Here is a 16,625-nt window from a genome sequence, read left to right on the forward strand (position 1 = left end):
CTGTCCCGAGCCAACTCGAGAACAGCCGGTGCGCGGCAGCGTTCCCGGGGGACTCACGCTGTGCTGCGTAAGGCAACTGCATGGGCCGTGCGAGGCCCCCGGACGCGCCTGGCCGACGGTCGGCGGTGACCGGACGGCTACGGAGTGTCCGGGAAGGCGCTGGTCAGGGCAGCCCCCGCCTACTGGTTGGCCCCCAGGGGTGGCGGTCAGGCAAGATGGGGTGTATCTGCCCACTCACTCTTTGCCGGACGGTTTCTCTTGGCTGAGTACATCTACACGATGCGCAAGACGCGCAAGGCGCACGGCGACAAGGTCATCCTCGATGACGTGACGCTGAGCTTCCTGCCCGGTGCGAAGATCGGTGTGGTCGGCCCGAACGGTGCCGGAAAGTCCACCGTCCTCAAGATCATGGCCGGTCTTGAGCAGCCGTCCAACGGTGACGCCTTCCTGTCGCCCGGCTACACCGTCGGCATGCTCCTCCAGGAGCCCCCGCTCGACGAGACCAAGACCGTCCTGCAGAACGTCCAGGACGGTGCCGCCGAGATCATGGGGAAGCTTCACCGCTTCAACGAGGTCGCCGAGCTCATGGCGACCGACTACTCGGACGCGCTGATGGAGGAGATGGGCAAGCTCCAGGAGGACCTGGACCACGCCAACGCCTGGGACCTCGACGCGCAGCTCGAGCAGGCCATGGACGCGCTGGGCTGCCCGCCCGGTGACTGGCCGGTCGTCAACCTCTCCGGTGGCGAGAAGCGCCGCGTCGCGCTCTGCAAGCTCCTCCTCGAGGCCCCCGACCTGCTGCTCCTCGACGAGCCCACCAACCACCTGGACGCCGAGTCCGTGCAGTGGCTGGAGCAGCACCTCGCCAAGTACCCCGGCACCGTCGTCGCCGTCACCCACGACCGGTACTTCCTCGACAACGTCGCCCAGTGGATCCTGGAGCTCGACCGCGGTCGCGCCCACCCCTACGAGGGCAACTACTCCACCTACCTGGAGAACAAGGCGACCCGCCTCAAGGTCGAGGGCCAGAAGGACGCCAAGCGCGCGAAGCGTCTGAAGGAAGAGCTCGAGTGGGTGCGGTCGAACGCCAAGGGGCGTCAGGCCAAGTCCAAGGCCCGTCTCGCTCGCTACGAGGAGATGGCCGCCGAGGCCGACAAGATGCGGAAGCTGGACTTCGAGGAGATCCAGATCCCGCCGGGCCCGCGCCTGGGCTCCATCGTCGTCGAGGTCAACAACCTCTCGAAGGCCTTCGGCGACAAGGTCCTCATCGACGACCTGTCCTTCACCCTGCCCCGTAACGGCATCGTCGGCGTGATCGGCCCGAACGGTGCCGGCAAGACCACGCTCTTCAAGATGCTCCAGGGTCTGGAGACCCCGGACTCCGGCTCCGTCAAGGTCGGCGAGACCGTCAAGATCAGTTACGTCGACCAGAGCCGCGCCAACATCGACCCCAAGAAGACGCTGTGGGCCGTCGTCTCCGACGAGCTGGACTACATCAACGTCGGCCAGGTCGAGATGCCGTCCCGCGCCTACGTGTCCGCCTTCGGCTTCAAGGGCCCGGACCAGCAGAAGCCGGCCGGTGTCCTCTCCGGTGGTGAGCGCAACCGCCTGAACCTCGCGCTCACCCTCAAGCAGGGCGGCAACCTGCTGCTCCTCGACGAGCCGACCAACGACCTCGACGTCGAGACCCTCGGGTCGCTCGAGAACGCGCTCCTGGAGTTCCCGGGTGCGGCCGTGGTCATCTCCCACGACCGCTGGTTCCTCGACCGGGTCGCGACGCACATCCTCGCGTACGAGGGCGAGTCGAAGTGGTACTGGTTCGAGGGCAACTTCGAGTCGTACGAGAAGAACAAGATCGAGCGCCTCGGCCCGGACGCGGCCCGTCCGCACCGCGCCACGTACAAGAAGCTGACCCGAGGCTGAGCGTGCGCCATATCTACAGCTGTCCCCTGCGCTGGTCGGACATGGACGCCTTCGGGCACGTCAACAACGTCGTCTTCCTGCGGTATCTGGAAGAGGCGCGGATCGACTTCATGTTCCGGCTGGCGCCGGGCGACGGTTCTCCGTCGTTCTCCGGCGGGTCCGTCGTGGCCCGGCACGAGATCGACTACGTGCGGCCGCTGGTGCACCGGCACCGGCCGGTCACCATTGAGTCGTGGGTCACGAAGATAGGCGCGGCGTCGCTGACGATCGCGTACGAGATCAAGGACCCGGAAGTGACGTACGTCCGGGCCTCGACGGTCGTCGTCCCCTTCGACCTGGAGGCCCAGCGGCCGCGTCGTATCTCCGCCGAGGAGCGGTCGTTCCTCGAGGAGTACATGGACGACGGGATGACGGCCGCCGCATGATCGCGCCGCTGCACTTCGCCGACGCCCGGGAGGCGGCGGACCTCGCCGCCTTCCTGGCCCGGTTGATCCACTACGACCGTGCCGCCGCCGTCCGGCTCCAGGCCGGGGGCGGCGCGCTCGCGGTGTTCGGACGGCCGCCGTCGTTCGAGGTGCTGGCGATCCGTACGGCACGGCTCGTCGACGCCGTGGATCTGGATGTCACCGTCTCCGCCGGTGAACTCCTGGAGGGCATCGAGGAGTCGGCCGGCAAGGCCGTCGTCCCCGACACCGTCACCGGCCCGCCGTGGGCCGGCGTCCTGCCGCCGCGCGGTGGCTGGGAGCCGGTCTCCGGACTGCCGGACGCGGCCCGGCTGCGTGGAGCGGTCACGGCGGCGGTCGCCGAATTCCGGTCGCGGGACGAGGAGTTGCCGCAGGAGCGGCGGACGCGGGCCGAGCGGGACCGGATCGGCCGCGAGATCTGGTCGCGGACGGTCGCGGAGACCGGGCTGCCGCTGCGCGCGGTGCACGCCGCGCAGTCCCTGGGCTTCCTGCCGGGGGAGGGCGTGCCGGTGGCGCTGCTCGCCTCGGGGCCGTGGCTCCGGCTCCGTACGCCCTTCGGTTCGATAGCGGTACGGACGGTTCCGTCGGCCCTGTCGTTCGCCCCCGCCTGAGGCCGGCGCCTGAGGCCGGCGCCTGAGGCCGGCGCCTGAGGCCGGCGCCTGAGGCCCCGCCTCAGACCCCGTCTGAGGCCCCCGCCCGAGGCCGGCGCCCGACCGCGAGGGGCCTCGCTCAGCCCCGCTCCCCCTTCCCGCCCTCTCTGGCGATCGTGATCACCGAGGCCAGCGCCGACAGGGCCAGCAGGGCCGCCGGGATCACCGGTGATCCGCGGGGCACGTTCTCGCTCGCCAGGACCGGGTCCAGCCGGTGGGTCGGGTCGTACGCGATGCGGATCGTCCCGCCCTCGGACGCCGCCCTGGTCTCGGCGGTGAACTCCGCCGGATAGCCTCCGGGGCAGTCCACGGTGTGGTGGAAGAGCCGCTTGGGCTCGGGCGCCCCTTCGCCGAAGGTCGGATGGTGGGTCACCCCGACCTTGCCCACCACGACACAGCTGACGACCTCGCTCCGGGTCGACGAGTCCCGTACCTCCACCCAGACCGCCGCCAGGCCCGCCAGGACCAGCAGGGCCGCCAGGCAGCTGCCGCCCTCACGGAACAGGGCGTTGTGAGCGACCAGCGCGGCGCCCAGGATGGCGAGCCCGACCAGGACCGCGACCCCGGTGGGCGTCGCCGAACCGCGCAGGCTCCAGTCGGCCCACAGGTACAGCAGCGCCCCCGCGCCCAAGGGCACCACCACCGCGCCGAGATACGACAGCACCTTCCCCACGAGCCACCCCCGTCCCTCGCGTTCATCCGTCCGCGTCGTCCGGCCACACCCCGATGTGGTCCTGCTCCAGCTCCAGCATCACGCGGTGCTCCATGCCCAGGGACGCCGTGTACTCCGCGGGGAGTTGCAGCCGGCCCGCGCGGTCGAGCATCGCGTACTCGCGGGAGACCAGGGACTCCTGCCCCTCCGCGTCGACCTCCGTACGGCGCAGGACCTCCGAGGAGGTGCGGCCGTCGCGGATGGCGACCGTGCGGCGGACCTCGGAGGCGACGGCCTGGTCGTGGGTGACGATCACGATCGTCGTGCCCAGCTCCTCGTTGGCGCGGCGGAAGGCCGCGAAGACCTGCTCGCCCGTCGCCGAGTCCAGCTCGCCCGTCGGCTCGTCGGCGAGCAGGACCGAGGGGTTGTTCGCCAGCGCCACCGCGATGGCGACCCGCTGCTGCTGGCCGCCGGACATCTGGTGCGGACGGCGGTCCCGGCAGTCCGCGACCTCCAGCATCGCGAGGAGCTCCTCCGCCCGCTCCGTCTTCCTCGCCCGGCTCGACCGCCCCCGCAACTGCATCGGCAGCGCCACGTTCTGCGTCGCCGTCAGATACGACAGCAGGTTGCGGGACGTCTGCTGCCAGACGAAGCCCACCACGTCCCGCCGGTACCCCAGCCGCGCTTTCGCGTCCATGGAGAGCAGATCGCGGCCCGCGACCTTCGCCGCGCCCGCCGTCGGTACGTCCAGGCCCGCCAGGATGTTCATGAGTGTCGACTTGCCGCTGCCCGACGCCCCCACCAGGGCCATCAACTCGCCCTCCCGCACCAGGAGGTCGAGGCCCTGGAGCGCCTGCACCTCCACCCCGTCCGTGGTGAAGATCCGTACCAGCCGGTCGCAGGCGATCAGGGCGTCGTGCCCGTACGAGGGCCGGTGGCGGTGGGCCGTCGCCCGCTGCTCCAGCTCCGCAAGGCTGATATCGGTCATCGTGCGTCTCCTGCCCTGAGTTCCCTGATCGATCCGCGGCGCGTCGACCACCACGCCTGAAGGGCCGCGGCCAGGCCCGAGAGCGCCACCACCCCCACCGCAGGGAGCACCAGCGACCACACGTCCACCCGCAGCGGGGCGGTGTCGAGCGCGCCGAGCCCGGGCGCCGCCGCGAGCGAGAGCCGGACGAGATCCACGCCCGGGGCGAGCAGCAGGATCGTCGCCCAGCCGACGAGCATGCCGCCGGCCGCCGCGAGCAGCGCCTGCGGCAGCGCTTCGAGACCGAGGAGCCGCCGGCCCTGCCGCCGGGTCAGCCCCATCGTCCGCAACCGGGCGAGGAGTACGGCCCGTTCCGGCGCGGACTGCAGCAGCGAGAGCAGGACGGCGAGGACGGCATAGCCCGCACCCGCCCCGATCGCGGCCAGATAGATCCGCTCGGCGCCCGCCTGCATCGGCGAGTCCACATAGGTCGCCCGCTGCTCGGTCCGCAGCACCACGGAGAAGTCACGGCTCTTCGCCGCGACCACCGCCCGCAGCGCGTCCCCCTCCACGGACGGTCCGGAGGCCAGCAGCACGGTGTCCGCCCGATGGGGCAGGTCGGCCGCGTTCACCAGCAGGAAGTCCTGCTCGGGCAGGGCCGGCGTGGCGGACCGTACGCCCACGACCCGTACCGTGAACGAACCCGCCGCCGCCGTGATGTTCCGCGGCTCCGCGCCGAGCCGCTCGGCGACGGCGGGCGAGGCGATCGCCGGCAGGACCCGCCCCGCGTCGTCCTTCCCGCCCGTCCCGGTGGATTTCAGCAGCGCGGCGGGGAAGGGACCGAAGCCGGTCCGCGCGGCGAGCCGGGCGTACGACTCCGGCTCCACCCCCACCAGGGGAGTGGTCCGCAGCGCGGTCGCCGGAGCCGTCCCGGTGGTCGGCAGCGCCACTCCGTACTCGACCTGCACCGTGGCCACGTCCTGCACGCCCGCCGTTCCGCGCACCGCCTTCGCGAGCCCGTCCGGGAGCGGCGCCGCGTCGGCGTCGCCCGTCACGCGCGCGTCCGCGCCCGTCTCCAGGAGCGCCGCCCGGTCCCGCGCGTCGGCCACTCCGGCGAGCACCGAACCGCCGAACGCCGCCGTCGTCAGCGCCACCAGGAGCGCCAGCAGCGGCAGCGCACCCGTCACCGAGGAACGCCCGGCCCGGGCGAGCGACAGATAGCCGACCGCGCCGCGCAGCCTGCGCGCCGGCCGCGTCGCCCACCGCAACGGCAGCGGATACAGCCGTACGAGGACGAGCGCGGCGATCAGCGCGACGAGTACCGGCGCCGAACTGACCAGGTGGTCGCCGGAATCCTCCGTACCGCGCCGGCGCAGCGCCACGACGGCGCCGACGGCCAGGGCGAGGACGGTGAGTTCGGCGACCGTACGGCCCCGGGACGGGCGGGCGGCGATCAGGTCCTCGCGCCCGCCGTGCGCGAGCGGCCTGCGGTGCAGGAACAGCGCGCGCAGCGGCAGCGCCAGGACGGCGAGCAGCGCGACCGCGCCGGCCGCGGCGAGAGCCGGGCCGAGGCGGGCATCGGGGAACGCGAGCGTCGCGAGCAGCAGACCGAGACCGGCGGCGGGCAGGGCCAGGACCGCCGTCTCCCCGAGCAGCCGGACGCCGATCCCCGCCAGGGAGCCGCCGCGCGAGCGCAGCAGCGCCAGTTCGGCTGCACGCCGGGCGGCGAACAGCCCGCCCGTCATGGCGAGCACGACCGCCGCGACCGCGCCGATGCCGAAGGCGGCGACCGCGACGACCGGAGCGATCGCCGTCCGCATGCCGCTGTACGCCGCGACGACCCCGTCGAGGCCGGTGGTGACCGAGCCGGAGGAGCCGATCACCTCCCGGGCCTTCGCCAGGTCGGGGCCGCCCGTGAGCGAGGCCACCGCCTGGCTCAGACGCGGCTCGTCCTGCGCGGTGAGATGGTCGCCGACAGGCGCGAGCCGCCAGTACAGCTCCGGCTCGCCCAAGCTCTCCTGGAGCAGGGCCCCGCCCTCCGGAGGCAGCAGCAGCGCGGCCTGCCAGAAGTACTTCGTCTCGATGCCGCCGCGCTTCATGGCGTACGCGGGGGTCCTCAGGAGGGACTCGACGGACCAGTAGGCGCCCTGCGGACGCACCGGCTCCACGATGCCGGTGACGGTCACGGCGAGCGGGGCCGAGCCGTACCGGTTCGGCACGTGGACCACCGAACCGACCTTCAGACGGAGGGCCTTCGCCGTCTCGGCGGTGACGGCCGCCTCGCTGGTGAGCTCGGCCGCGTCCGCCGTCGCCGGCAGCCGTCCCGACCGTACCGTCGTGTGCTCGGCCAGTGCCGAGGGGGCGGCGAGGATGAACTCCGGGGGCACCCCGTACGGCTGCGGAAGCCAGGGGTCGAGGCCGGGGACCCACTTGGTGGTGCGGACGCCGTGCACCGACTCCTCCGGGTCGACGCGCAGCGGGGCGGGCAGCAGCCGCTCCAGCTGCGCCCGCTGCCGAGCCAGGTCGTCGGGGGCCGTGCCGGGGGCCTGCCCGTCCGTCAGGCCGTCGGTCCGGAGCAGCGGGGTCGCGATCTCCAGGACCGTGGTGCGGGGGGCCGCCTCGGCGATGTCGTGCCGCAGACCCTCGGACTCGTACGCGTCGACCGTCCGCGGGAGCGCGGCGGCGAGGAACGCGGTGACCAGGACGAGGAGCGCGAAGGCCCACGCCGTCCCCGGGGCGACCCGCAGCCGGGTCCGCACCCAGGGCGCCACGGCGCGGACGGGCGTGCGGGGCATGGCGGCTGCCTTTCTGGCGGGCGGGGGAGGAGGCGGAGGCGGGGGAGGCAGGCGGTCGTCGCGGCGCGTCACTGGTCCCCCTGGTGCCGCAGGGTCACGGCCGGGTCGGTGCGGCGCAGCGCGATCGTGGCGACGATCAGCAGCGGCAGCGCGGCGACCCCGGCGAGCAGCAGAGCCACATGCCCGGGCGGGAGGTGGACCAGGACGCGGGGGACGGGCTGCGCCGCCTGACCGGTCAGCACGATCAGGGGGACCACGGCCCGGGTCAGCACCGCGCCCAGCGCCACACCCACCAGCAGGCCGATCCCGACCAGCAGGCCCTGCTCGGCGGCGATCAGCCGGGCCAGCTGGCGGCGCGGTGCGCCCAGCGCCCGCAACACCGCGAACTCCGCGGACCGTTCACGCGTCGAGCCGGCCGCGCTCACCGCGAAGCCGACCGCCGCGAGCGCCGCCGCGGCCACCGCGACCGCCATCAGCGCCGCGTTGGGGCCCGCGCCGAGCGGATCGCCGAGCAGCTCGGCCGCGGCCTCGTCCCGTACGAGCACCTGCGCCGGCTCGGTGTCGGGCCGGGCGCGCAGGGCCCGCGCCACGTCGTCGGCGCGGCCGGGCGCGGTGGTCAGCCACCACTCGTTGGGCTGGAGGGCCGCGGTGGGGTCGGCGGAGAGGAACCGGTTCGCCGCGTCCAGATCGACCAGGAGCGCGCCCCCGTCGTCGGGCGTGGCGGCCGGGGCGGACGCGGACAGCGTCGTGGCCCCGGCGCCGGTGGTCGGCAGCTCCCGTACGGTGTCCACGATCGTCACGTTCAGGTGCAGGCTGCCGAGGGACACCTCGACCCGGTCGCCCCGCTTCGCCCCGGCGGCCGAGAGGAACGCGTCCGTCGCCACCCCGCTCAGCGTCGCCGGCGGCGCCGTGCGCGGCGCGGTGATCCGCAGCCCGAAGTCCTTCTGGCCCGACGGCATCCGCGGCTCCGTGATGCCGGTCGTGAACCCGAGCTCGTACGGCGTCGGACCGACGGCCCGTCCGGTCAGCGCGACCGGGCCCCCGGGATCGCCACCGCTGGTCTCCTGGTAGCCGGCGCGCCAGGAGACGAGGGAGCGGACGGCGTCGACCGGGCGCTCGGAGCCGCCCTCGTGGCGGGAGGCGAGCCGCTCGACGGCGAAGGTCTGCTTCCCGTCCTGCCCGTCGACGACCGTTCCGTCCAGCTCCACGGCCGTCAGCGTCAACGGGCCCACGGGCGTGCTCCGGGCCTCACCCGGACCGCCCAGGTCCGTGCTCCGGGCCTCACCCGGACCGCCCAGGTCGAGGGTGAGCCGGTGCGACCTGCCGTCGGCGGGCAGCGGCCCGAGGAGCTGACGGTACGGAACGCCGTACGGGTCCTCCACGACCACCGTCACCTGCGCCGGGGACGTCCCGCGCGGCGCCGTGCGCCGCAGCTCGAACGTCAGGCCACGAACGTCGGCCGGCAGGACGATCCCCGGGCGCGGACCCGCCTTCGGGGCGAGCGACGGGAGCAGCTCGCGGGCCGGGGCGTCCGCGAGGTCCTCGCGGAGCAGGAAGCCGTCGGCGGCGTGCCGGGTGTCGAGGGCGAGGACGGTCGCGGTGCGGTTGCCCGCGAAGCTCGTCGTGGCGCGGTGCGCCGGAGCGACCGAACGGACCCCCGGCAGGGCCGTGTACTGCCCGGCCAGGGACGGGTCCGCGCCACCGCCGCTGAGGACCCGGAGCGGCGTTCCCGTACGGAAGTCGGCCCGGTCCGCCTGCGAGCGGTCCCAGGACGCGCTCTGTCCGACGGCGAGCATGCCCATCGCGACGGCGAGGACGAGCAGCAGCACCGGGCCCGCGCCGCGCAGCGGGCGGCGGCTGAACTGCCAGCCGGCGAGCGCGGCCGGAAGTCCGCGCCCGCTCGCGGCACGCCGCTCGGCGAGGCGGGCGGTGGGCGGCAGCAGCCGCAGGGTCAGGACGGTGCCGGCGAGCAGCGCGAGCGCGGGGGCGGCGACGAGCAGCGGATCGACGCCGAGCGAACCTCCGCGGTCGCCGCTGAGCGCACCGCGGCCCGAGCCCTCGCCGGACCCACCGGTCTGCCGGTCGAGCTGCCAGTAGGCCACGGCCGCGACGGCGAGCAGACCGACGTCCGCCCCGGCCCGTACGGGCGCGGGCAGCGCCGCCGCACGCCCCTTGCGCAGGGTGACGGCACCGTCGTCCCCGGTGCTCAGCGCGGGGGCCACGACGGCGGCCGCACAGGCCACGGCGACCAGCGCCGCGACCAGCCACACCTGGCCGAGCGGGGCGCCGTCGAGGCGTACGCCGAGCGCGTCGAGCGAGGCGCGGCCCGCGAGCAGCCGGGTCAGCGGACCCGCGAGCAGCGGGGCGATCAGGGCCGCGGGCAGGGCGAGCAGCAGCGCCTCGGCGGCGGCGAGCGCGGCGATCCGGCGCCGTGAACCGCCGCGGGCCCGCAGCAGCGCCGTCTCGCCCGACCGCTCGGAGCTGAGCAGCCGGGCGACGAGGAGGAGGGCGTACGCGGCGAGCAGCACCAGCTGCACGGCGACGATCATCAGCGTGGACCGGGAGACGAGCAGAGACCGCTCCGTCTGCTCCAGGACGGTCGGCAGCGCGGTGTGCGCGCTGACGGCGCCGCCGAAGGGGGCGGTGTCGGCGGTCAGCGCCTTCGGCTCGGCCGACGCGGAGGTGCGCAGCGCGTCCATGCGGTCGGTGGTGACGCCGGTGAAGTCGGCGGTGGCCAGCCAGGCCGTCTCACCGGAGGTGATCCGCCCGGAGCGGAGCACGGCGGGGTCGGTGAGCAGGGGACCGTACGTCGTGAAGTCCACGGTCTTCACACCGCGCCCGCCCGCGTGGTCCAACTGCCAGTACAGATCGGTGAGATCGGCGGGCCGGTACACGCCGGTGACCCGCGCCCGCACCGGTTTCCCGCCGAACCGGTCGGCGAGGTCGAGTACGGTCCCCGGCCCGATCCGCAGCCGCCTGGCGGCCTCCTCGGGCACCGCCACGTCGATCACGGTGTCGACCGTGCCGTCCGGCCACGCGCCCTTGACGAGCGCGAGCCGCGAACGGTCGAGGGCCGCGAAGTGGGTGAGGTCGGGCTCGCCCAGGCGTGCGGCCGGAGTCTGCAGGGTGCGTGGCAGCGCGTACGGGCCGGATCGCTCCAGCTTCCGTACGGTCACCGGCAGCCCGTCGAAGGTCCGGCCGGCCGCCTCCCGCGTGGCGGTGTCGGCGCTCTCGCGCCGGGCCGGCTGCACCTGTCCGGTCACCACCAGCGCGGCGGCGGGCGCGGCGCGCCCCCGGAGCGTGCCCTGCAGGGCGGCGTCGCCGATGGAGCCCGAGAACGCGGCGAGGGTCGCGAGCACGGAGGTGGTCAGCAGGACGGCGAGGAGCGCCGCGGCGAGCAGCAACCGGTGCGCCCGCACACGCAGCAGTACGAAGCCGGTCACGCATCCCCCTGAACCCCGCCGAACGTTCGTCCGATGCTTTCAGAGGGCATGTGTCGGTGGAAACCGCTTGCAGGAGGACCTTGACTCGATCGTGACCGTTATTCGGCGGTCTCGCTCCGGAATGCGGCGATCCGCGGTGTTCGGTCACACCGCGGCGCTCCGTCACCCCGCGGGGTCGGCTCACCCCGCGGTGTCAGCTCACTCCGCGGTGTTCACCATCGATGCCGCCGCGTACGTCAGGTACTTCCACAGCTGGCTCTCGTGCTCCGGCGCCAGGCCGAGCTCGTCCACCGCCGCGCGCATGTGCTTCAGCCAGGCATCGTGGGCCGCCTTGTCGACCGCGAACGGCGCGTGCCGCATCCGCAGACGCGGATGGCCGCGGTTGTCGCTGTACGTGCGGGGGCCGCCCCAGTACTGGATCAGGAAGAGCACGAGGCGCTCCTCCGCCGGGCCGAGGTCCTCCTCGGGGTACATGGGGCGCAGCAGCGGGTCCTCCGCGACTCCCTGGTAGAAGCGGCGGACGAGACGCCGGAAGGTCTCCTCGCCACCCACCTGCTCGTAGAAGGTCTGCTCCTGAAGTGTGCCGCGCGGAATCTCCATCACCGTTCCATCGTCTCAGATGGCCGGACCGGGGACCGGAGGTCCAGGACCACTCGCCTCCCCACCGCCCGCGCAGGACAGTGGAGGCATGGGCGCTCAGCGGGACGAGTTCGCCGAGGACGGCGCGCGGGCGCGACGGGCGCTGGTGCGGGAGATCGAGGCGTACGGCGCGCTGGGCGACCCCGCCTGGCGCGCGGCCTTCTCGGACGTGCCCCGGCATCTCTTCGTCCCCTCCTACTACGTCTCCGGGATCGGCGGCTACGAACGTCTCTGGTCAGGCGACCCCGACCCCGCCCGGCGCACCCGCTGGCTGCGCGGGGCCTACCGGGACGCACCGCTGGCCACCCGGGTACGGGACGGCGAGCTCGTCACGTCCTCCAGCCAGCCCTCCCTGATGGCCGAGATGCTGGAGGCGCTGGACGTACGGGACGGTCACGACGTCCTGGAGATCGGCGCCGGCACCGGCTACAACGCGGCCCTGCTCAGCCACCGGCTCGGCGCGGAGCACGTCACCACCGTCGACATCGACGAGGAGATCACCGAGTCCGCCCGGGCCCATCTCGCCGCCGCCGGACACCGGCCCGCCGTGATCACCGGCGACGGCGCCCGCGGCTGCGCCGGGCGCGCTCCCTTCGACCGGATCATCGCGACCTGCACGCTGCCGTCGATCCCGTACGCCTGGCTCGCGCAGTGCCGCCCCGGCGCCGTCGTCCTCGCGCCGGTCTCCACCGGGCTGCTCCGGCTCCGGGTCCGCGACGCGGCGCACGCCGAGGGGCGATTCCTGGCCACGTCCGCGTACTTCGTCGCCCTGCGCGGCGGGAACGCCCGCTTCCCGCGCGGGCGGCCGATGGGGCTGCCCCGGCAGGTGTTCGACGACGAACGCTTCCAGTTCCTGCGCACGCTGGTGGAGGCGACCCTCGACGCGCGCGAAGCGCTCGCGCTCTGGCAGCGCGAGAGGCAGCCGGAGCGGGAGCGCTTCGGGGTGACGGTGAGCGGCGGCCGGCAGTGGGCCTGGCTGGACGGCCCGGAGGGACCGTACGCCTGGCCACTGCCGAGCGGCTGAGCGGACGCTAGCCGCGCCTGATCGTGATCGTCGTCCAGGCGCCGACGTGCACGCGGTCACCGTCCTGGAGCTGGACGGGCACGTAGGGCTGAATCGGTTCCTCGGCGCCGTTGACCGTGGTGCCGTTGGTGGAGTTCTGGTCCACCACCGCCCACGAGCCGTCCGGCTGCTGCACCAGCACGGCGTGCTGGTGCGAGACACCCGGGTCCTCCGGCGGCACCGAGAGGTCGATGTCCGGGGACTCGCCGGTGGAGTGCCGGCGGCGGCCGATGCTGATCTGGTTGCCCTGGAGCGTCAGGTGCTTCTCGGGGGAGTACGCGGGCAGGTTCAGGCCCGTGGCCTCCGGGCCGCTGCGCTGCATCATCGCCAGGAAGTACTCGCGGTCCGGCCCGATGTACGCCGACCAGCCGGCGGCGGGCCGCGGCGGCTGGTACTGCTGCTGCTGTGGCTGCTGCTGGGGCTGATGCGGGTGCTGAGGTGCCTGCGGGTGCGGGTGCGGCTGCTGAGGCGCCTGCGGCTGATGATGCTGCTGCGGCGGAGCCTGCGGCTGCGAGGGCGGGGGCAGCAGCCAGTCGTCGCCGCCCCCACCGGGCGGCGCCTGCCGCTGCGGCGCGACCGGAGGCGCAGGCGGACCCTGCTGCGCGGGCGGTGCGCCCGGCGGCGGTGCCTGGAAGAAGGACGGCGGAGGCTGCGGCGGGCCCTGCTGGAACCCCTGCGGCGGCTGCTGTTGCGGCTGCTGCGGGGCCGGCGGGCGCTGCGGCGGCGCCTGGTGGTGCGTGGGGTCGGCGGAGAGCGGCTCGGCCGGCCGGTTCATCTGCGAGGGCCGCGAGCCCTGGTACTCGTACGGATCCGGCTGCTGGGGCTGCGGCGGCCGCGGCGGCGACGACTGGAAGCCCGGCGGCAGGTTGAGGCCCGGAGGCGGGCTCTGCTGCGGCGAGGGCGGCGCGACCGGCGTGTACGAGGTCGCGGTGTTGGTCAGGAAGTTCCAGCGGCACTCCTCGCAGAACGGGGCCATGGCCTCGCGCGGGGTGCGGCACTGCGGGCAGAGCTCCGCCTGGGCGGTCGCGTTCGGGTCGTAGCCCCCGGGCGGGGGGCCGGGGGGACCACCGGCATGACCGCCGGGACCGCCGGGCCCGGGATAGCCGTACGCGGGCGGCGGCGGGGGAGGCGGCGGTACGGCACCCGCCGGCGCACCCGCCCCGGTCATGCGGTGGCCGCAGACCTCGCACCAGTCGTCGGAGACCGACTGGTGTCCGTTCGGGCAGGTCGGCATGTCGGTGCTTCCCCCTCTCGTCGTCCGGCCCGTGGCCGGGCTACTTCTTGACGCGAACGGTCTTGGTGGAGCGGGTCTCGAGAGTCATCTCGTCCGCATCCGCGACCTTCGCCTTCAAACGCACAGTACCCGTCGCCGCGTCGACGACGTCCACCACCTTCGAAAGGAGTTTCGCAGTGTCCTCGTTGCCGGACGCGGCCGCCAACTGCACCGCGCGCCCCAGTTTCGCCGTGGCCCCGTCGTGGTCGCCGGACTTGCGGGCGTCCAGTCCCTGCTGGATGACCTGCGCCAACTCGGCCTGGCCGGTGTAGTGCGCGACCTGGGGGTTGATCGACGTCGACATCGCCATGTCGTCCGTCCACACGGCCCGTACCAGCCCCTGGCCGAGCGTCTTCGGGGCGTCGCCCAGCGGATCGGGGACGATCAGCGTGACCCGGGCCGCGAGCATCTCCTGGCCGATTCCGGCCTGGGGAACCCGTACGCAGACGTGGTAGTCGCGGGACTCGTCGCCCCACGATCCGGTCGGATAGTCCCCGGCCCGGGCGGTCGCCTCCGTACGGCGGGCGGTCAGTTCCTCGACCGTCGGCGCGACCTGCTTCACGAACCCGATCTCCACCCCGACCGGAGTCCACAGGCGGAGCGCGACGTCCGCGACCTCCTTGCCCATGGTGTTCTCCATCATCGCCGTGAAGTCCGCCGTGAGTCCCTGCGGATCGGCCACGATGTCGGCGGTGCCGAGCAGCGCCGAGGCGATGCCGGTGACCTCCTTGACCTCCCAGTCGGTACCGACACCACGTGCGTCACAGGTGAAGCGGCCCGCGCACGCGTCCAGCGCGGCCCGCAGGTCCTCGGGCGACTCGTGCTCGTTGCGCCCGTCGGTGAGCAGGATGCCGTGCCGGATCGACACCTCGGCGGAGCCGAGCAGCCGGTCCGCGAGACGCAGCCAGGTGCCGATCGCGGTACCCCCGCCCGCGCTCAGCCGGCGCAGTGCGTCCTTGGCCTGGCCACGGGTCGCCGGCCCGGCGACGGCGAGCCGGCCGTCGCCCGGGTAGACCTCCTTGGCCACGTGCGTACCGGCGACGACGGCGAAGGAGGTGCCGTCGCGCAGGGCGTCGATGGCGGCGGCCGTGGCATCACGGGCGCCGCGCATCTTCGTCGGCGGGTACTCCATCGAGCCGGAGCAGTCGACCATGATCACCACGCCGGCGTCCGCGTCGGAACCGCTCAGCGCCGCGCGGCCGCTCGTACCGCCCCCGGTCGAGGTGACCGTGACGATGGCGTTGACCTCGCGGCCGTTCTCCGGCAGGAACTCGTTCTGGTACACGTCCACCGAGAACTGCGGCACGTTCGACTTGGAGAAGTTCGCCATGGGTTGAGGCTCCTCGACAGACAAGCGTGAAGGGTGAAAGAGGCAGGGGCTCCGGCGACCGCTCAGGCCGATCCTGCCCCTTGCGGCACGAGGGTGAACGGCAGCAGGGCCACTGTTACGTTGTCGTGGCCCCCGCCGTCGAGGGCGTGTCCGACCAGCACCTGGGCGCCGTGCAGAGGGCGCCCCGCGGCGTCTGCGGGCACGACCCGGGCCATGTCGTCGGCGGCCTCGGCGTAGTTCCAGAGGCCGTCGGTGCAGACCACGACCACCCCGGGGCGGTCGGGCTTGAACGCGGCGGTGTGCGGCTCCAGTTCGTACGCGTCGGCGCCGAGCCAGCCGGTGATGGCGTGGGCGCGCGCGTCGGCGTACGCCTCCGCCTCGTTCATCAGGCCCGTGGCGACCATCTGCGCGGCCCAGGAGTCGTCCTGGGTGAGACGGGCGGGCGGGGACGTGCGGTCGTCCGGCACCCAGTAGGCGCGGCTGTCGCCGACCCAGCCGACGATCAGCAGTCCGTCGGCGACGATCGCGCCGACGATGGTGCAGGCCGGGGCGTTCTGGTGGCGGTGCTGATCGTGCTCCATGCCGTCCTGGCCGGGCTCCTCGGCGAGGGAGTTGACCGCCTCGGAGGCGGCGACGATCGCCTCGTGCATGGCCTGCTGCGGGTGCGTGCCGCGGGGCAGGGCGGAGAGCAGCGACTGCCCGGCCGCCCGGGCGGCGGCCGCGGAGGCCTCGTCGGGGCGGGTCGCGGAGGAGACGCCGTCGCAGACGATCGCCAGGGAGGCGGGGGAGCCGTCGGGCAGGGCGGTGGCCGAGACCGTGAACGCGTCCTCGTTGCGGTGGTGGCGCAGCCCGCGGTCGCTGACGGCGGCGACGGTGGAGAGCTCCTGCTCCATGTGGTCGCGCTCGCGCGGCTGGGCGTGCCCGCAGTTCTCGCAGTACCCGTCGGCGTCCACGGCCCCGGCCCGGCAGGCGACGCACAGCTTGGTCCCGGCGGGCGGGGTGGCGAGCTGTGCGGCGGCGCGGGGGTCGGGCGCGGCGAGGGTGAAGTCCCCCTCGGGGGCGGGGGAGACGGGCGGCTCCGGACTGACCGCGGCCTCGGCGGCGAGCGAGGCACCCGAGGCTTCGGGCCTGGACGGGTCGTCCGTGCGGACCGCCATCGTCGGCAGGTCGCGGCCGCCCGAGTCCGTGCCCGGGAGGTCACCCGGGTGCTGTGTGGCCGTCGAGAGGGAGCCCGGCTCGCGGGGAGGGGGCTCGGGCCAGTTCACCGGCGTACCGATCGCCACCGTCGGACGGTCCGGCTCCGGGGCCGCGGCCGGGACGGCCGCGAGGTCGTAGCCGCACGCCCCGCAGAACCGGTCACCCGACTCCAGCGGCTCCGCGCAGCCAGGGCAGGCGGAGAATTCGTGCTGGGGCTTCTGGGACATAC

The 16,625-nt window shown here is 74.0% G+C and carries 12 protein-coding genes; 4 read left to right on the plus strand and 8 right to left on the minus strand.

Annotated elements, in window-relative coordinates:
- The first annotated feature begins 258 nt into the window (after window positions 1-258).
- The 3 genes from ettA to ACFY8U_RS19100 are packed head-to-tail and all read left to right on the plus strand — an operon-like array spanning window position 259 to window position 2,998.
- The gene (gene ettA / locus ACFY8U_RS19090; RefSeq protein ID WP_361435094.1) at window positions 259-1,923 is read left to right on the plus strand and encodes an energy-dependent translational throttle protein EttA; all 1,665 of its coding nucleotides are present in this window, start codon (window positions 259-261) and stop codon (window positions 1,921-1,923) included.
- 2 nt (window positions 1,924-1,925) lie between these two features.
- Entirely contained in the window at window positions 1,926-2,348 is a 423-nt protein-coding gene (locus ACFY8U_RS19095) for a thioesterase family protein (protein WP_361608402.1), read from the plus strand.
- A complete protein-coding gene (locus ACFY8U_RS19100) occupies window positions 2,345-2,998 on the plus strand; it encodes a hypothetical protein (RefSeq protein ID WP_389571530.1) in 654 nt (217 codons plus the stop codon). Before ACFY8U_RS19095 ends, ACFY8U_RS19100 begins: the two co-directional genes overlap by 4 nt.
- A 118-nt stretch (window positions 2,999-3,116) precedes the next feature.
- Here ACFY8U_RS19100 and ACFY8U_RS19105 read toward each other — a convergent pair whose 3' ends face one another.
- From ACFY8U_RS19105 to ACFY8U_RS19125, 5 genes are all read right to left on the minus strand, one after another.
- Window positions 3,117-3,710, minus strand: coding sequence for a hypothetical protein (locus tag ACFY8U_RS19105; protein WP_389571532.1), 594 nt, complete (start codon window positions 3,708-3,710; stop codon window positions 3,117-3,119).
- A gap of 22 nt (window positions 3,711-3,732) precedes the next feature.
- Window positions 3,733-4,677 carry an ABC transporter ATP-binding protein gene (locus tag ACFY8U_RS19110; protein WP_389571535.1) on the minus strand — a complete coding sequence of 315 codons (945 nt, stop codon included), beginning with the start codon at window positions 4,675-4,677 and terminating at the stop codon, window positions 3,733-3,735.
- Window positions 4,674-7,451 (minus strand): FtsX-like permease family protein, encoded by a 2,778-nt coding sequence (locus tag ACFY8U_RS19115; protein ID WP_389571538.1) that lies wholly within the window; start codon window positions 7,449-7,451, stop codon window positions 4,674-4,676. The genes ACFY8U_RS19110 and ACFY8U_RS19115 overlap by 4 nt, the downstream gene beginning before the upstream one ends.
- A gap of 68 nt (window positions 7,452-7,519) precedes the next feature.
- Window positions 7,520-10,894, minus strand: a complete 3,375-nt coding sequence (locus tag ACFY8U_RS19120; protein ID WP_389571540.1) for an FtsX-like permease family protein — start codon at window positions 10,892-10,894, stop codon at window positions 7,520-7,522.
- 198 nt (window positions 10,895-11,092) lie between these two features.
- On the minus strand, window positions 11,093-11,494 hold the full coding sequence (locus tag ACFY8U_RS19125; RefSeq protein ID WP_361435087.1) for a globin: 402 nt from the start codon (window positions 11,492-11,494) through the stop codon (window positions 11,093-11,095).
- Between the two features lie 88 nt (window positions 11,495-11,582).
- On the opposite strand from ACFY8U_RS19125, the gene ACFY8U_RS19130 reads away from it, so the two are divergent.
- Window positions 11,583-12,557, plus strand: a complete 975-nt coding sequence (locus tag ACFY8U_RS19130; protein WP_389571543.1) for a methyltransferase domain-containing protein — start codon at window positions 11,583-11,585, stop codon at window positions 12,555-12,557.
- Between the two features lie 7 nt (window positions 12,558-12,564).
- On the opposite strand, the gene ACFY8U_RS19135 is transcribed toward ACFY8U_RS19130, so the two are convergent.
- The 3 genes from ACFY8U_RS19135 to ACFY8U_RS19145 form a co-directional block, all read right to left on the minus strand.
- A complete protein-coding gene (locus tag ACFY8U_RS19135) occupies window positions 12,565-13,830 on the minus strand; it encodes an FHA domain-containing protein (RefSeq protein ID WP_389571546.1) in 1,266 nt (421 codons plus the stop codon).
- Between the two features lie 40 nt (window positions 13,831-13,870).
- Window positions 13,871-15,199, minus strand: a complete 1,329-nt coding sequence (locus ACFY8U_RS19140) for a VWA domain-containing protein (RefSeq protein ID WP_389571549.1) — start codon at window positions 15,197-15,199, stop codon at window positions 13,871-13,873.
- 62 nt (window positions 15,200-15,261) lie between these two features.
- The gene (locus ACFY8U_RS19145) at window positions 15,262-16,623 is read right to left on the minus strand and encodes a PP2C family serine/threonine-protein phosphatase (RefSeq protein WP_389571552.1); all 1,362 of its coding nucleotides are present in this window, start codon (window positions 16,621-16,623) and stop codon (window positions 15,262-15,264) included.
- Between the last annotated feature and the right edge of the window lie 2 nt (window positions 16,624-16,625).

It is taken from the genome of Streptomyces sp. NPDC012508 (assembly GCF_042902595.1).
Lineage (GTDB): Bacteria > Actinomycetota > Actinomycetes > Streptomycetales > Streptomycetaceae > Streptomyces.

Coding starts and splice junctions, on each gene's coding strand:
- ACFY8U_RS19135 (WP_389571546.1), bottom strand. CDS start 13,830: ATGCCGACCTGCCCGAACGGACACCAGTCGGTCTCCGACGACTGGTGC.
- ACFY8U_RS19125 (WP_361435087.1), bottom strand. CDS start 11,494: ATGGAGATTCCGCGCGGCACACTTCAGGAGCAGACCTTCTACGAGCAG.
- ACFY8U_RS19115 (WP_389571538.1), bottom strand. CDS start 7,451: ATGCCCCGCACGCCCGTCCGCGCCGTGGCGCCCTGGGTGCGGACCCGG.
- ACFY8U_RS19100 (WP_389571530.1), top strand. CDS start 2,345: ATGATCGCGCCGCTGCACTTCGCCGACGCCCGGGAGGCGGCGGACCTC.
- ACFY8U_RS19145 (WP_389571552.1), bottom strand. CDS start 16,623: ATGTCCCAGAAGCCCCAGCACGAATTCTCCGCCTGCCCTGGCTGCGCG.
- ACFY8U_RS19110 (WP_389571535.1), bottom strand. CDS start 4,677: ATGACCGATATCAGCCTTGCGGAGCTGGAGCAGCGGGCGACGGCCCAC.
- ACFY8U_RS19140 (WP_389571549.1), bottom strand. CDS start 15,199: ATGGCGAACTTCTCCAAGTCGAACGTGCCGCAGTTCTCGGTGGACGTG.
- ACFY8U_RS19130 (WP_389571543.1), top strand. CDS start 11,583: ATGGGCGCTCAGCGGGACGAGTTCGCCGAGGACGGCGCGCGGGCGCGA.